Source organism: Natrarchaeobaculum sulfurireducens, assembly GCF_003430825.1.
In the GTDB taxonomy this organism is placed as follows: domain Archaea; phylum Halobacteriota; class Halobacteria; order Halobacteriales; family Natrialbaceae; genus Natrarchaeobaculum; species Natrarchaeobaculum sulfurireducens.
On sequence record NZ_CP024047.1, the window covers coordinates 2,811,174 to 2,825,801 of the forward strand.

At 63.9% G+C, this 14,628-nt stretch carries 18 protein-coding genes; 10 read left to right on the top strand and 8 right to left on the bottom strand.

Annotation, left to right across the window (positions count from 1 at the left end; translation table 11 throughout):
* Entirely contained in the window at positions 1 to 879 is an 879-nt protein-coding gene (locus AArc1_RS14850; protein ID WP_117365101.1) for an aminotransferase class IV, read from the top strand.
* Positions 880 to 976: 97 nt separating this feature from the next.
* On the opposite strand, the gene AArc1_RS14855 is transcribed toward AArc1_RS14850, so the two are convergent.
* The 3 genes from AArc1_RS14855 to AArc1_RS14865 form a co-directional block, all read right to left on the bottom strand.
* Positions 977 to 2,077 (bottom strand): saccharopine dehydrogenase family protein, encoded by a 1,101-nt coding sequence (locus tag AArc1_RS14855; protein WP_117365102.1) that lies wholly within the window; start codon positions 2,075 to 2,077, stop codon positions 977 to 979.
* Positions 2,078 to 2,167: 90 nt separating this feature from the next.
* Complete coding sequence (locus tag AArc1_RS14860; protein WP_117365103.1) at positions 2,168 to 2,527, bottom strand: DUF7344 domain-containing protein; 360 nt, start codon at positions 2,525 to 2,527, stop codon at positions 2,168 to 2,170.
* A 240-nt stretch (positions 2,528 to 2,767) separates the two neighbouring features.
* A complete protein-coding gene (locus AArc1_RS14865) occupies positions 2,768 to 3,058 on the bottom strand; it encodes a transcriptional regulator (protein WP_117365104.1) in 291 nt (96 codons plus the stop codon).
* 124 nt (positions 3,059 to 3,182) lie between these two features.
* Here AArc1_RS14865 and AArc1_RS14870 point away from each other — a divergent pair, with 124 nt between their 5' ends.
* The 4 genes from AArc1_RS14870 to AArc1_RS14885 all read left to right on the top strand — a co-directional run bounded on the left by AArc1_RS14870 (position 3,183) and on the right by AArc1_RS14885 (position 6,849).
* Complete coding sequence (locus tag AArc1_RS14870) at positions 3,183 to 4,154, top strand: sugar phosphate nucleotidyltransferase (RefSeq protein WP_117365105.1); 972 nt, start codon at positions 3,183 to 3,185, stop codon at positions 4,152 to 4,154.
* A gap of 98 nt (positions 4,155 to 4,252) precedes the next feature.
* Positions 4,253 to 4,834: an NfeD family protein gene (locus AArc1_RS14875; RefSeq protein WP_117365106.1), complete on the top strand. Its 582-nt coding sequence runs from the start codon at positions 4,253 to 4,255 to the stop codon at positions 4,832 to 4,834.
* A 98-nt stretch (positions 4,835 to 4,932) separates the two neighbouring features.
* On the top strand, positions 4,933 to 6,102 hold the full coding sequence (locus tag AArc1_RS14880; RefSeq protein WP_117365107.1) for an SPFH domain-containing protein: 1,170 nt from the start codon (positions 4,933 to 4,935) through the stop codon (positions 6,100 to 6,102).
* A gap of 129 nt (positions 6,103 to 6,231) precedes the next feature.
* A complete protein-coding gene (locus tag AArc1_RS14885; RefSeq protein ID WP_117365108.1) occupies positions 6,232 to 6,849 on the top strand; it encodes a winged helix-turn-helix transcriptional regulator in 618 nt (205 codons plus the stop codon).
* Positions 6,850 to 7,062: 213 nt separating this feature from the next.
* Here the strand turns inward: AArc1_RS14885 and AArc1_RS14890 are convergent, their stop codons facing one another.
* From AArc1_RS14890 to yjjX, 3 genes are all read right to left on the bottom strand, one after another.
* Positions 7,063 to 7,713 (bottom strand): HAD family hydrolase, encoded by a 651-nt coding sequence (locus AArc1_RS14890; protein WP_228442341.1) that lies wholly within the window; start codon positions 7,711 to 7,713, stop codon positions 7,063 to 7,065.
* A 169-nt stretch (positions 7,714 to 7,882) separates the two neighbouring features.
* Positions 7,883 to 8,116, bottom strand: coding sequence for a DUF7123 family protein (locus AArc1_RS14895; RefSeq protein ID WP_117365110.1), 234 nt, complete (start codon positions 8,114 to 8,116; stop codon positions 7,883 to 7,885).
* Positions 8,117 to 8,334: 218 nt separating this feature from the next.
* The gene (gene yjjX / locus AArc1_RS14900; RefSeq protein WP_117365111.1) at positions 8,335 to 8,850 is read right to left on the bottom strand and encodes an inosine/xanthosine triphosphatase; all 516 of its coding nucleotides are present in this window, start codon (positions 8,848 to 8,850) and stop codon (positions 8,335 to 8,337) included.
* 219 nt (positions 8,851 to 9,069) lie between these two features.
* Here yjjX and AArc1_RS14905 point away from each other — a divergent pair, with 219 nt between their 5' ends.
* The 4 genes from AArc1_RS14905 to AArc1_RS14920 all read left to right on the top strand — a co-directional run bounded on the left by AArc1_RS14905 (position 9,070) and on the right by AArc1_RS14920 (position 12,221).
* Positions 9,070 to 10,047 carry a transcription initiation factor IIB gene (locus AArc1_RS14905; protein ID WP_117365112.1) on the top strand — a complete coding sequence of 326 codons (978 nt, stop codon included), beginning with the start codon at positions 9,070 to 9,072 and terminating at the stop codon, positions 10,045 to 10,047.
* Between the two features lie 61 nt (positions 10,048 to 10,108).
* On the top strand, positions 10,109 to 10,789 hold the full coding sequence (locus AArc1_RS14910) for a type I 3-dehydroquinate dehydratase (RefSeq protein WP_117365113.1): 681 nt from the start codon (positions 10,109 to 10,111) through the stop codon (positions 10,787 to 10,789).
* Positions 10,790 to 10,879: 90 nt separating this feature from the next.
* Entirely contained in the window at positions 10,880 to 11,707 is an 828-nt protein-coding gene (locus tag AArc1_RS14915) for a hypothetical protein (protein ID WP_117365114.1), read from the top strand.
* 76 nt (positions 11,708 to 11,783) lie between these two features.
* Positions 11,784 to 12,221, top strand: a complete 438-nt coding sequence (locus AArc1_RS14920; RefSeq protein ID WP_117365115.1) for a zinc ribbon domain-containing protein — start codon at positions 11,784 to 11,786, stop codon at positions 12,219 to 12,221.
* Between the two features lie 71 nt (positions 12,222 to 12,292).
* Here AArc1_RS14920 and AArc1_RS14925 read toward each other — a convergent pair whose 3' ends face one another.
* Positions 12,293 to 13,474, bottom strand: coding sequence for a 3-dehydroquinate synthase II (locus AArc1_RS14925; protein WP_117365116.1), 1,182 nt, complete (start codon positions 13,472 to 13,474; stop codon positions 12,293 to 12,295).
* A gap of 122 nt (positions 13,475 to 13,596) precedes the next feature.
* Here AArc1_RS14925 and AArc1_RS14930 point away from each other — a divergent pair, with 122 nt between their 5' ends.
* The gene (locus AArc1_RS14930) at positions 13,597 to 14,268 is read left to right on the top strand and encodes an HAD family hydrolase (protein ID WP_117365117.1); all 672 of its coding nucleotides are present in this window, start codon (positions 13,597 to 13,599) and stop codon (positions 14,266 to 14,268) included.
* A gap of 14 nt (positions 14,269 to 14,282) precedes the next feature.
* Here the strand turns inward: AArc1_RS14930 and AArc1_RS14935 are convergent, their stop codons facing one another.
* The gene (locus AArc1_RS14935; RefSeq protein WP_117365118.1) at positions 14,283 to 14,624 is read right to left on the bottom strand and encodes a hypothetical protein; all 342 of its coding nucleotides are present in this window, start codon (positions 14,622 to 14,624) and stop codon (positions 14,283 to 14,285) included.
* Between the last annotated feature and the right edge of the window lie 4 nt (positions 14,625 to 14,628).

A 14,628-nucleotide genomic window follows, 5' to 3' on the forward strand; every position in this document is an offset into this window, starting at 1 on the left:
ATGACCGACGAACCCCTGTATCACGTCGACGGCGACCTCGTGCCCGCGAGCGAGGCGACCGTCAGCGTCGACGACCGCGGCTTTCGGTACGGCGACGCTGCCTTCGAGACCATGCGGGCCTACGGCGGGACGATTTTCGAGTGGGACCGCCACGTCGAGCGCCTCGAGCGGACCTGCCAGTCGCTCTCGCTCGCACACGGCCTCGCCGACACGGACCTCCGCGACCGGATCGACGAGACGCTCGCGGCGAACGATCTCGCCGACGCCTACGTCCGGCTCTCGATCACGCGTGGCGTCCAGCCGGGGAAACTGACGCCCCAGCCCGAGGTCGACCCCACGGTCGTGATCTACGTCACGCCGCTCCCGCGGGGCGGCCTCGAAAGCGAACCCGTCTGGGACGGCCCCGCCACCGTCAAATCGATCGAAACCCGCCGAATGCCCGAGCAAGCCGTCCCAGCCAGCGCGAAGACGCACAACTATCTGAACGGCATCCTCGCACGAGCCGAACTCCGCGGCACCGACGCCGACGAAGCCCTCCTCTCGGACCTCGAGGGAAACGTCGCGGAGGGGGCGACGAGCAACCTCTTTTTCGTCCGTGACGGCGTCCTCTGTACGCCGACGACTGACGGCCCCGTCCTGCCAGGGATCACACGCGAACTCGTCCTCGAGTTGGCCGAGGACGCCGGCGTTCCGACGCGAGAGGAACAGTATGGCCTCGAGGAGGTTTGCGAGGCTGAGGAAGCGTTTCTCACTAACCGAACGTGGGAACTCAGACCCGTAGATCGCGTCGACGACGCCGTAATCGGCGGCGGCCCGGTGACCGAGCGACTCTCACAGTTGTACGACGAACGCGTCGAGAAAGCGTGTTACGAGGAGTGAACCTTCCGGTCGAGATTAGCTCGGACGGACCATTGGACGTCGGTACCGGCAACCCGGTCATCGTCCGTCGTGAAGGGGTTCGGTACAGCACGCCGAATCAGTCGTCGGCAGCCGATACCTCGATCCGGTGTGACGTACTGGGAGTGGATACCAGTTCGCGTTCGACCCCCTCGAGTCCGAGGGCGAAGTCGGCGCCGAAGGCACTCGCCGGCGTCTGAAATCCCGCTGGAACGTGATGTGCAGCGTCGAGCACGCGCTCGGCCGCGGCCAGCACCGCGTCGACCGTCAACGCATACGGGTTCGGCGTTCGAAGCCGTGCCCGGGCGCTCCGACCGGTCTCGCTGTCGCGGGCCTCACCCCAGACGACGGCCGTCTCGGTCGCCAGTTGGTGCTCGTCCGGGCCGTCGACGAGGGCATCGATCCCCTGCTCGAGGAGTCGCCTGACCGGGGTACGATCGACGAGCCAGGCACTCACGTCGGCCAGCGGAAGAAGTGGTTTCGCGACGGGCGGAACCGCGACGTAGACTTCGATCGTCTCGATCCCGGTGGTGTGGGCGGCGGTGACGACGTCAGCCCACGGAGCCGTAACGGCGGGTTCGGCCCCGTCACCGAAGTCGATCTGCCGGGTTCGGAACGTCGTAGGTACCTCGACGAGTCGGCCGTTCCGTCGCACCACGCCGGTGCCGAGCAACTCGAGCAAGGTGTGGGCCGTCCCGCGAGAGAACGTCGGCGAGCCCGTGATTCCGAGTGCGAGTTCGTCGGCCTCGGGGAGCTGGCCGTGAAGAAACGCAGCCAGACAGTCGGAGGGGACGACCTCGAAGCCGACCCCCGGCAGCGCCGTGATTCCCGCCTCGCGGGCGACGTCGTCGCGTCGGCGGAATCGTTCGAAGACCGGGAACTCACCGGTGATATCCAGATAGTCCGTTTCGGCCTCGAGGCAGGCCTCGAACAGCGGCTCGGCCGTCTCGATGAACGGGCCCGCACAGTTTAAGAGCGCGTCGACGTCCTCGAGATGGCTGGCGAGAGCGGGCGACTCGAGGTCGAACGACCGACCCTCGAGTCCGAGTTCGGCGGCCTGTTGGGAGACCTGCCGACCGTCCCGTCCCGCCACGATCGGCGTCCCTCCCCGTGAGACGGCTTCGCGGGCGACGAGCCGGCCGGTGTAGCCGTACGAGCCGTAGATGAGAAGGGAGTTCATACTACCAGTTCGTCGCTGGGGATGTTAAAGCTCCGTCAGACGCACAACGGGCCGAACAGGCAGTACGCTGACCGAATAGACCGGATCGTCTCAGACGATGGCCGGCGAAACCAGATCTCGCTCCTGGTCGTACTCGAGTAAGCCAGCGTCGACCAGTCGGGGCAGGTGATCGTGGTACAGGGAGATGTAGACGTTCGCGACGCGCTCGGCAGAGAGGTCGGTCATCGAGCGGCCGGACTCCCTGACGGCGACTGCTTCGGCGGCGTCGGGCAGCGTCACCTGCTCGTCGTAGGTCCGCATAACCTCGAGCAGGAGTCGCCGACGCGTGTGTGCGAGGAGTTCGAAGGCCTCGTCGAGCGACTCGGAACCCTCTTGGCGGCCCTCGAGCCAGTCGAGGACCGCACAGACGAATTCGGCACAGTCGAACTCGGAATGTGACGTCGTAGTCATATCTCCTCTGGAGTTCCTCGAGCGGCGGACGGCTGTCGAAGCGAGGTGTAGAACCGGTGTCCGTGCTAAGACACGACCGTCAGCGTCCGCGTTCGAGTGTTCGTACCGGGTTCTCGGTTGCCCGCTAAATATTTGTGTCGAAACCGAATCGGACGTTCAGCTTACAGAAACGTTGCGTCGAGGTGAGAGTCAGTTCGACCGGCCAGTCGGTCCCGTCGGTACCGTGGGCGGTCAGGATGCTCACTCGACCGTGAACGTCGGCTCGGCGATCGACTCGGACTTACATGAGGGACACCGAGACGGGAGGTTCGCCGGATCGTCGAACTCCGAAAACCCGCAGTCGCGACACGTGGGCGGTGCAACGAGCAGTTGCTCGCCCGTTCCCTCGAGCGATCGAGCGACGTGTTCGACGTGGTCGACGACTGCGTGTGGGGTGACGTCGAGTCTGGCGGCGAGTTCGCTCGCCGTTGCAGGCTCTTCGCGTAACGCGGCCGCCAGTCGCTGTCTGGTCGTTTCGTCGGCTTCTCGCATATCTCCGAAGACGATGGGCAGCACCTAAGACGCTGTTGGACGAGCCCGCAATACGACTCGGCCGAGACGTTCGCAAACCTGTGAAAGGGCAAGTGACTTACAGCACGACGGCGAATTCGCGGCCATGAAAGCCGTCGTTCTCGCTGGCGGATATGCGACCCGTCTGTGGCCGATCACGAAGCATCGACCCAAGATGTTCCTACCGATCGGCGACTCGACAGTCGTCGACCGGATCTTCGCCGAACTCGAGGCCGACGACCGGATCGACGAGGTCTACGTCAGCACGAACGAACGATTCGCCGCCGACTTCGAGGAGCACCTCGCCGACACCGAGTTCGAGAAACCCCGCCTCTCGATCGAGGAGACTACCGACGAAGACGAGAAGTTCGGCGTCGTCGGCGCACTCGCACAACTCGTCGACCGCGAGGATATCGACGACGACCTGCTCGTGATCGCCGGTGACAACCTGATCAGCTTCGACGTGTCGGAGTTCGTCGACTACTTCGAAGAGCGCGAGTCGCCGACGCTCGCGGCCTACGACGTCGGCTCGCGCGAGCGCGCCAAATCGTATGGGCTCGTCGAACTCGAGGGCGACCGTGTCGTGTCTTTCCAGGAGAAACCCGACGATCCGAACTCGACGCTCGTCTCGATCGCCTGCTATGCGTTTCCACGGGAGTCGCTGTCGCTTCTGTCGACCTATCTCGAGCAGGGCAACAACCCAGACGAGCCGGGCTGGTTCGTCCAGTGGCTTCAGGATCGCGAGCCGACGTACGCCTACACCTTCGAAGACGCCTGGTTCGATATCGGCACGCCCGAGAGCTACCTCGACGCCGTTGCCTGGCACCTAAACGGTGATTCGCTAGTCGCCGAGTCCGCGACCCTCGAGGACACGACAGTCGGCGAGAACGTCCACGTCATGGCCGATGTCACTCTCGAGGAGAGCCATCTCGATCACGCGGTCGTCTTCCCCAACGCGACGGTCCGAAACGGTGACATCCGTCGGTCGATCATCGACGAGGGGACCCACCTCGAGGACCTCGATCTGGCCGGGGCACTCATCGGCGCACACACGACAATCACGAACGGCAAACCGTAGCGTTCGCCGGCCGAAACGGCCACCGAGTGCCGACGGCGACTGGACGAGATGCCGTGGCGCGGTAAACCTTTAATCGGCGTGAGCCCTAACCTCCAGACATGCTCGACGCCCTCTTCGGGAATCTACCGCTCATGCTGTTGTCCGTGGGACTCCTCTTGATGGCGCTCGAGGCCATCTCACCGGGTGCCCACTTCATCGTCATCGGCGTCGCACTGGTCGGTGCGGGGCTCGTCGGCGTGCTCTTCCCACCGGTCGCGAGCCCGTTTATTCTGGCGGGACTAACGCTCGTCATCGGGCTCATCGCGACGTACATCTACCACGAGTTCGATTTCTACGGCGGCAAAGGGACCGCCCAGACGAAAGACTCGAGTTCGCTCGCCGGCGCGACCGGCTACGCGACCGAGGCGATCACGAACCGGACCGGGCAGGTCAAACTCGACGAGGGCGGTTTCGCACCCCACTACAGCGCGAGGACAACGAGCGGCACGATCGAGGAGGGTGAAGAGATTATCGTCCTCGACCCTGGCGGTGGCAACGTGTTGACGGTCGAATCGATGGATGCGATCGGCGAAGACGAGATCGATCGTGCACTCGCAAGGGAGGCGGCGCGCCACGCAGACGACGTCGACGCGACCGAAGAGTCGACAGAACGCGAACGCGAAACCGAAAAATCGAGCTAACTCGATCCGTGGACAGCCCGCTCGAACCGGTTTAGTTCGCCGCCACATGTAAGCAATACAAGAGAACGCTTTTCCCTTCACCGCCGTAACACCGATATATGGTGGTAGAACTCTTTCCGATGCAGACCGGCGAGGCGTTGTTGTTCGTCGGTGCCCTCGTCCTCGTAGTGGTCATCGCCGCGTTACTGAGCGCGATCGAAATCGTCGACGCGTACGAGAAACGTGCGCTGACGGTCTTCGGTGAGTACCGAAAGCTGCTCGAGCCGGGGATCAACTTCGTCCCCCCGTTCGTCTCGAACACCTATCGGTTCGACATGCGAACACAGACGTTAGACGTCCCCCGGCAGGAAGCGATCACGCGCGACAACTCGCCCGTGACCGCCGACGCCGTCGTCTACATCAAAGTGATGGACGCGAAGAAGGCGTTCCTCGAGGTCGACGACTACAAGAAGGCCGTCTCGAACCTCGCTCAGACGACGCTGCGTGCCGTTCTGGGTGACATGGAACTGGACGATACGCTCAACAAACGCCAGGAGATCAACGCCAAGATCCGTCAGGAACTCGACGAGCCCACCGACGAGTGGGGGATTCGAGTCGAGAGCGTCGAGGTCCGTGAGGTCAACCCCTCGAAAGACGTCCAGCGCGCGATGGAACAGCAGACCTCCGCCGAGCGGAAACGCCGTGCCATGATTCTCGAGGCACAGGGTGAACGCCGCAGTGCCGTCGAGAAGGCAGAAGGTGACAAACAGAGTGAGATCATCCGCGCACAGGGTGAAAAGCAGAGTCAGATCCTCGAAGCACAGGGTGACTCGATCTCGACGGTCCTCCGTGCCCGATCGGCCGAATCGATGGGCGAACGCGCGGTGATCGACAAGGGAATGGATGCGCTGACCGAGATCGGCCAGAGCGAGTCGACGACGTTCGTCCTCCCGCAGGAACTCACCTCGATGGTGGGTCGCTACGGCAAGCATCTCTCGGGTAGCGACGTCAGCGAGGACCAAGACCAGCTCGAGAGCCTCGAGTTCGACGACGAAACCCGCGAGCTGATCGGTTTAGACGACATCGCCGAGATCATCGGCGAGATCGACCAGGAAGCCGAGATGGACGTCGAAGCGATGGAAGAAGAGGCCCAGCGGATCAAAGAGGGCGAAGATCCGGCGAAGATCTCGGACCCGGACGAAGTCATCGAAGAGATGGACCAGGAGTTCCAGCAGACTGACGGCGGCGTCGAGGAGACGGTAGGCGACGAGCCGACGACGAACAACTAAGCCGTCGAGTCAGCGACGACCATCGACTCGAGTTGCGCTCTTTCTTCCCATCTTGACCCTCAGGATTCGCAGAACGAAGCGGAGCGAAACCGGTTTTAGGGCTCGCCGCTTTACGGATCGTAGACAGCAATGACAGCTCCCGATGGGGTCGACGACAACAAACGAGCGACGTTGCGCCGATTCGCCGCCCTGGGTGGCGCGACCTCGCTCGCCGGTCTTGCCGGCCCCGCGTCGGCTGACACGGGTGAAAGCGACGCACGCGATGCGATCGCCGGCTACCTTTCGACGACTCCCGGAGCACACTTCTCGAAGATCCGTGACGACCTCCAGCTTGGAACCGGCGAGACCCAACACCACCTGGGTCGTCTAGAGGAAGTCGATGCGATCGAACGCTACCGCGACGGCGACTACAAGCGGTTCGTGCTCGCGAATCGGTTCGACGCGTTCGAGAAACAGGCACTCGGCTACCTCCGACGCGATACGCCACGCGGCATGCTGATCGAACTCCTCTCGAGCCCGGAGGCCAGCGGGGGTGACCTCGCGAGCGCGCTCGAGGTCTCGGCACCGACCGTCAGCAAGTACGCTGGCGAACTCGAGGAGGCCGGCTTACTCTCCCGCGAAGACGGCTATGCGGTCGAACGGCCCGAAACCGTGCTGTTACTCGTGGTTAGATACGCAGACTCCTTCGACGACCGGGCACTGGCTTTCGCGACGAACGCCGACGGACTGGTCGAATACCACGGCTAACGATCGCTTTCTCGCCGGAACGATCGGACCCGAATACTGCTAGTCGATGATTACTGTGAGCCGTCGCTCGACTCCGTCGGTAGCTAGCACCGGCGGGCGCGGGCGACATCGGCACTAGTCGGGACGTACAACGCTATCGAAGGGACCGGAACGTACGATGCTACTGAGTAGATCGAACCGTGCGACGCTACCGAACGGGGCGGTGTGAACTGCTTATTCCAAGACGCACTCGAGGTCCCACAGCGAGTCGAGTTCGTACGTCGGCTCGGGGACCGCACAGTCACGGTTGTGCGGGCGACGGACGAACGCGGTCTCGAGGCCGGCCGCACGGCCGGCGACGACGTCTTTCGGCGAGTCACCGACGTAGAGCCCGCCGTCGGCGTCGAGGGCGTCGAGCGTCCGCTCGAGGTAGTACGGGTCGGGTTTTCGCCGTCGGTAGCCCTCGAACGTCGGGTCGCGACCCCGGACAGCATCGAAGTCGAAGCCGTAGTAGTCGGCGACGAAGGCAGCGGTGGCGTGGCGATTGTTGCTCACGAGGGCAGTCGTAGTCCGCTCGGCGAGGTCGTCGATCACGTCGCTGTCCTCGTATCGACCACGTTCGCCCGAGCGAATCCGGTCGTGGGTTCCCGCCGAGGCGTGTCGTTCCTTGGCCGCCCAGAACGTCGCGGGGTCCACCCCGAGTTCCGCACAGCGGTCGGCGACGGCCTCGAGGTCGCTGCTCCCGAGGTCGCTCCGCTGTGCCCGCGAGGGCTCGACGCCGAGTTCCGCGAGCGCTGCGTCGGTGGCGTCCGCGTACACCTGCGGATCGGTACGCCGCCCCTCGAGGATGACGCCGTCCATGTCGAACAGTATCGGTGACTGCACGGCTGACGGATCTGACGCGGTGAAACAAGTGCGTTCGGGATTACGGCCACTGTCGGTCGGCGTCGCTCGTGAATGGATCGATACAACGAACGGTAGAGGAAGGCGGCGATCTGGCCGGATCGACTGGAGGCGGAGATCAGGCCGGATCGGCTCGAGGGGGTCGGCGGGCCTAGACGACGACCTTCCAGGTCGTACTCGAGGAGTAGCCCCACTTTTCGATCTCGACGTCGTGGGCACTCTCCTGCAAGGCGGTGATGTTCGACCCGACCTCCTTGGCCGTCATCCCCAGTTCCTGGCCGATGAGCCGGGATTTGAAGTACGTCTTCGTTCCGGCGTTCTCCTTTAAGTACTGGAGAATCTTCCGCTGTTTGGTCGTGAGGTCGGGGGCCATTGCAGTGCTCATATTCGGTGGAACGACGGGAACGCTCTTAGGGGGTTTGGTACGGCAGGTTAACGGGCCGCAGTCTTGCGATTTCCCCATTCAGTAATGAGCAAGTAACCGGTGGGAAAGGGTTCGTTGGTACGACCGGTTAATTCATTCCAAACGGTGACCGTCACTTATTCATGACTGTTTTTCGCCGCCGATCCGAACGGTCCACATTGGCGACCTATCAGCAAGGGTCAGTCGTAGTAAGGAACCTGAAACGGGCCGAACGCACACGCGACCGCCTGTGACAATGCACTCGTTCTGTCGGTCAGTCCATCTGTGAGGACACCTGCGGCACCCTCGGTCTTGGCGACACCGCTCGTTCCGAGGAGGTCGTCCATCACTGGCCCGAGTTCCTCGCCTGCATCGAGCCGGCTCGCGACGCGGTCGGGTAATCGTATCGACGGGCCACTCCCCCGCTCGAGCCGTCGACCGTCGGTGACCGCTGCCCACATAACGAGCGAAAGGCCCGGTACACCCTCGAGATCGGCGACGCCTCCCTCGAGGCCGATACCGTAGTTTGCATCGGTCGCCTCGAGCGCCCGGTGGGAACGGGTTTCGGCTCCCCTGACGGTCTCGGGGATCGACCAGGGCTGTTCGGGGACGCCGGAGTCGACCGCGACGGCGACTACCGATGGCTCGTATCGAGAAAGTGTTCGCTCGACCGCCTCGACTTTGACCGGGTTCGTACTCCCGACCGCGACGTGCATACCGGCCGTTCGAGTCGACACCTTTTGATCGTCGCGTTTCTGGAGCGAGATACTCTTCTTCAATGTTCTGATTTTTCATACCAGTTCCAACGAATTACCGGTTTAGGGGACCTATCCGATGCCGATTTCGGAACCTTTAAATGTCGAGTGTCGGAACGGAGTAGGTAACGACTCCGTCCGGACTTTTCCAACCGCTGTCCGGGCAGTACTCGCCATCGCATGACCAACGGATCACCGCACACGAGAGTACGGCGTAGCGAACACGAAACGACTGAAGAAACGACGAACGAACACAACGACCTGGCCTGCCCCGAGTGTACCGGCAACCTCGTCGTCGACGACGAGCACGGCGAGACGGTCTGTGAAGACTGTGGACTGGTCGTCGAAGAGGACTCCGTCGACCGTGGCCCCGAGTGGCGGGCGTTCGACGCTGCCGAGAAAAACGAGAAGTCCCGCGTCGGGGCTCCGACGACGAACACGATGCACGACAAAGGGCTCTCGACGAACATCGACTGGCGCAACAAAGACGCCTACGGTAACGCCCTGGGTTCGCGCCAGCGCGAGAAGATGCAGCGGCTTCGTAAGTGGAACGAGCGCTTCCGCACGCGTGACTCGAAAGAGCGCAACCTCAAGCAAGCGCTCGGTGAGATCGATCGGATGGCGAGCGCACTGGGCCTTCCAACGAACGTCCGCGAGACCGCAAGCGTTATTTACCGCCGCGCGCTCGACGAAGACCTCCTCCCCGGACGGTCGATCGAAGGTGTCTCGACTTCCTGTGTCTACGCCGCTGCTCGTCAGGCAGGCGTCCCCCGGAGTCTCGACGAGATCGCCGACGTCTCCCGCGTCGAGAAAAACGAGATCGCCCGCACTTACCGCTACGTGGTTCGCGAACTCGGCCTCGAGGTCCAGCCGGCAGACCCCGAAAGCTACGTCCCCCGCTTTGCCTCGGGACTCGAGCTGTCGGACGAGGCAGAACATCGCGCACGAAGCCTGCTCCAGAACGCCAAGGAGAAGGGCGTCCACTCGGGCAAATCGCCGGTCGGACTCGCGGCCGCCGCCGTCTACGCCGCCGCGCTCTTGACCAACGAGAAGACGACCCAGGCAGCCGTCAGCGACGTCGCGGACATCTCCGAAGTCACCATCCGCAACCGCTATCACGAACTCCTCGAGGCCGAGGAAACCCTCGGTCTGGCCTGAGCGTCGTTCGATTCCCGAAACGACACCGTTTTTCACCCGGTCACCGTCACTCCGAGTACCGATGGGCATGGATTTCGACGCGTTTACGCTGCTGGCTTCGACCGCCGACCTCGCCGACGAACCCGCCGCCCGCGAGCACGCCGACGGCCTCGAGTTTCGGATGGATCTGGCCGACGAGCCCCTCGAGGCGCTCGCGGGCTACGACGGCGAGTTGCCGATTCTCGCGACGAACCGCCCCACCTGGGAAGGCGGCGAGTTCGAGGGCGACGACGCGAACCGATTCGACGAGCTCGCTGCAGCGACCGAGGTCGAAGCCGTCCGTGCGATCGACGTCGAACTCGAGTCACTACGGGCCGGTGACGCCGACGTCGTTCTCGAGACGGCACGCGATCACGATGTCGCCGTCGTCGCGTCGGCCCACGACTTCGAGGGCACGCCCGACGAGATCGAGATGCTCGAGACGCTGTCTGACGCCTGTTCGTACGCCGACGTCGGCAAACTCGCCGTCACGGCCCACTCGCGCGAGGAGACGCTGGGTCTACTCGCGGTCACACACCGATTGACTGCGGATGGAAAGACCGTCGCGACGATGGCGATGGGCGAGGCGGGTAGCCACACGCGCGCCGTTGCGCCCGTCTACGGCTCGAAGATCGGCTACGCGCCCGTCGATCCCGCCGACGCGACCGCTCCGGGGCAGTACGACCTCGAGACGCTTTCGCGGCTGGTAGCACAGCTCGAGTGAGGGTCGACGATCGGAGCCGGTCGTCGATAGGATACATTTCCTGACCGTAACCGAACCATACCAATAGTTCACGGTCGCGTCGATCGGCACATGCTCGCCAGCGTGTCCGCCGCCTTCGAGTCGGTGCGTCGGCCCGAGTTTACGGGCAACAATCGGTGCGTACCTTGTACCGCTTTCCACGTCTCCCTCGCGGTCGCGCTGTCGATCCTGCTTGCGATCGTCACGACCCCGTTCGTCGCCACCGTCGCATTCGTCGGCTTTGTGACTGTGATCTACTTCCGAGGATACCTGTTTCCGGGGACACCGAGGCTGGCAAAGCGGCTCGTCCTCCGACGGCCGCGTCGGTCGTCCGGAGCGACCACCGACAACAGCGATGCCGTCACGGCCGTCGACGGCGACCGACTCGAGTCGCTCGTACGATCGCTCGACGTCGTCGACGATCGAGGACCGGCCGGCTATCGACTCGAGCCCGAGTTCCGAGACGCCTGGCACGATCGGATCGATGAGATTCGGGCGGCAAACAGTCGGCTCGAGGTCCTTTCGACCCAGCTCGGGCTGGACCCCGACCGAGTGGTACTCGAGGTCACCTCGAGCGGGTTCGCGGCGAACTACGGCCGAAATCGAATCGGGTGCTGGCCGTCAGAGGCGGCGTTGCTCGCCGACCTGGCGGCGACACCGGAGCTAGAAGCACGGGCACCGCGCTGGCGGACGCTCGGGGCCGAAGAGCGCTCGGCCCTCCTCGCCGAACTCCGGGGGTTGCTCGAGCGCTGTCCCAACTGTAACGGCACGCTCGAGCGGGTTGGCCCAGCAGCCGACTCGTGTGGATCGACTGCGACTCGAGGTGCGAACGGGTGTCGAGTCTGTGGATCTCGACTCGTCGAGCGACACGAAGGGATTCGACGCGCCCCTCGCCCGTGACCGTCGGCCGAGACGGGTCGGTGGATCGTCCATCCGAACCGGAATGTTAACCAGTCGCCTCGCCTAGGGTGGAAATATGAGCTGGCTTCGCGCGCTCGCTGCTGGCGGACTTTCGGTTCTCTTCCCTGGGGCAGGCCATGCGATTATCCGTGACTGGCTTCGTGCCCTGGTGTTCGCCGGGTTGTATCTCTCTGCAATCGTGCTCTTTCTCCCCTCGTTCGATCAACTCGCCGCCGCTGGGTCGATGGCCGAACGGGCCGAGTTACTCGGGACCGAGATCAATACGGTCGGGCAGTTCGCCCTCTCGTTCGTCGTCCTCTTTGCGGCGATCGACGCAACCTTCCGTGCGCTTGGCTTTCCACCCGGATCGAACGGCACGAGCGGTGCCGACGGACCGACGTGTCCTCAGTGCGGCAAGGAACTCGACGAAGACCTGGCGTTCTGTCACTGGTGTACGACCCGGCTCGAGCCCCCTGAGGGGGATGACGTCGACGAAGAGCCGGCACACACCTGATCGGCGACCGGCAGGCGGTAGACGCCGTTGGAAAACGACTGCGCCGAAAACAGCGACCCTACCCGCGACGACTACTTCTCGATGATGCTCTCTTCGACGGCTTCGCCGAAGTGTCGAGCCGTGTCCTCGTAGTACAGCAGGAGGTCGTCGCCAGCCTCGAGGTCGGTTATCGCTTTCCGACCCTCACCGGTGGCGACCTTGATCGTCTCGGCGTTCTGGAGCAACGTCTCGACGCGGTCGCCGTCGTCGGTCTCGAGGGCAACGCGGAACATCGGGCGTTTTTCGATCTTGACGCGACCGACGATCGCTTCGCGGGTGGTGCCGTTCGTGTCGACGACCTGGACCTCGTCGCCGCTCTGGAGTTCCGAGAGGTACTTCGTGCCGCCGTCGGGGGTCCGAACGTAGGCGTGGACGGCACCCGCGTTGACCCGGAACGGGCGGGAGGCAACGTACGGTGATTCGGCGGTCTCTGCGTGGACGAAGACCAGACCTCGTGCCATAGAGCCGACGAGCATTCCCTCGTCGTGGTCTAGCAGATTGCCCGTATCGATACAGACACGGTCTGCGCTGCCGATACGTTCGACCTCGAGCACCTCGGCGTACTCGAGCTCGAGGCGCTCGCGTTCGGCCTCGTCGCGGACCTCGACGGTCTCGCGGATCACGTCGGGGTCGTCGGAGTCGACCAGGACGGCGTCGGCGCCGATCTCGAGGGTTTCGAACGCTGTCTTCGCCTCTTCGGCGCTCGTGACGCCCGCGACGAGTTCGGTCTCCTCGCCGATGCGAGCGATGAGGTTCTCGAGGGGGATAATCGTCCAGTCTTCTCCGATGACGATCGTGTAGTCTGCCTCGTCAGCCGCCGTCTCAGCGAACGCCTCGTACTCCTTTCCGAGAATGCGAACGTACGCCCCCCGCTCTAAGTCGCCGTCGCGACGCAGCGTCGAGAGGTCAGCAGAGCCCGAAAAGTCCTCCGGAATGTCGACTGTGCCGTCACCCTCGCCGTCTTTGCCGACGATGATGGCGTCGGGTCGCTCGTCGGGGTCGTCGCTCGCTTCGACGTCGTCGACGAGCGTGACGTCCCCGTCAGTTCGGTACGCGGCGACGTTGATGTCCCCGAGTTCGCGCACGCGAGCGACGTCGGCTTCGTCGACCAGTACCCAGTCAGCACCCGCCTCGAGCGCGGCGGTGATCCGCGCCCGGCGGTCGTCCCAGTCGCCGACGGCATCGTCGGCTTTGATCCAGACAGATCGGGTCATACCACACCGGTCGAAGGGGATTGGCTTGAACGTGGCGGATTGGGCAGACGGACGGGGCGTCGAAGGCAACGGTGACGAGCCAGCGAAACGTTCAGAACGCCAGCCACCCAACTGACTGGTAGATGGCTGCCTACGATGCGGTCTGTTTCGACCTCGATCGAACCCTCTGTGAGCCGACGCAGGACCCCGAGGCGTTGCTTCGAGAGACGTTCGACCGCGCCGATTGCGATCCGTTCTGTACCCGTGCCGATCTGCGTGCGGCCGTCGACTCGCTTCCGACCGCCGAAACCGACCGCGAGTTCTACGAGTATCTCTTTCGAGAGGTCGCCACTCGTGCTGGAGCCGATCCGACGCGGGCACCGACACTCGCCGACGCCTACCTCGAGAGCTACGATCCGACGGCGGTCCGCTTTCGCCCCGGTGCCGAAACCGCCCTCGAGTACGCTCGTGAACGCACCAGCGTCGGTCTGATCACCAACGGCGGTCGGCCGACCCAGACCCAGAAGCTCCAGTCGCTTGGGATCACGGACGCCTTCGACGTACGGGTATTCACGGAACCGAGTGCGGGAATCTACCCGAAACCGGACGCCGCTCCCTTCGAGTACGCCCTGGGTGAACTCGATGCGACCCCCGACGCGGCGATCCACGTCGGCGACTCGCTACATGCGGACATCGCAGGGGCGAACGCGATGGGGCTCGACTCCGCGTGGATTCAGACCGGCAACGTCACTCCCGTCGAACACGAGCCGACGTACGAACTGTCGACGCTCGAGGCGCTCGAGTCGATCGTCTGACGGTCAGTCCGCCTTCAGGCGACGTACACCGCGTAGATGTAGAGGCCGATCCCGGCGAAGACGGCCAGCGACGACAGCTGTGAAAGCGCCGCCGATCCTGTCGCAAGGAACCCGAACTGGACGAGTCCACCCACGACGAGACAGACCGCCGCGCCGAGTTCCACCGACACGTCGCCACCGGACTGCTGGTACAACATTGCACCCAGGCCGACGGCGATCATGCCGAAGACGACTTCTGCCGCGAAAATCGCCAGTGGACTCTCCGTGAGCATACCGAGGGCAAACAGCCCGAAGTAAACCACGATTCCGACGAATAGCAGTCGATGCACCCGCTGTGGAACCTCGTGTCCGTTCATACCT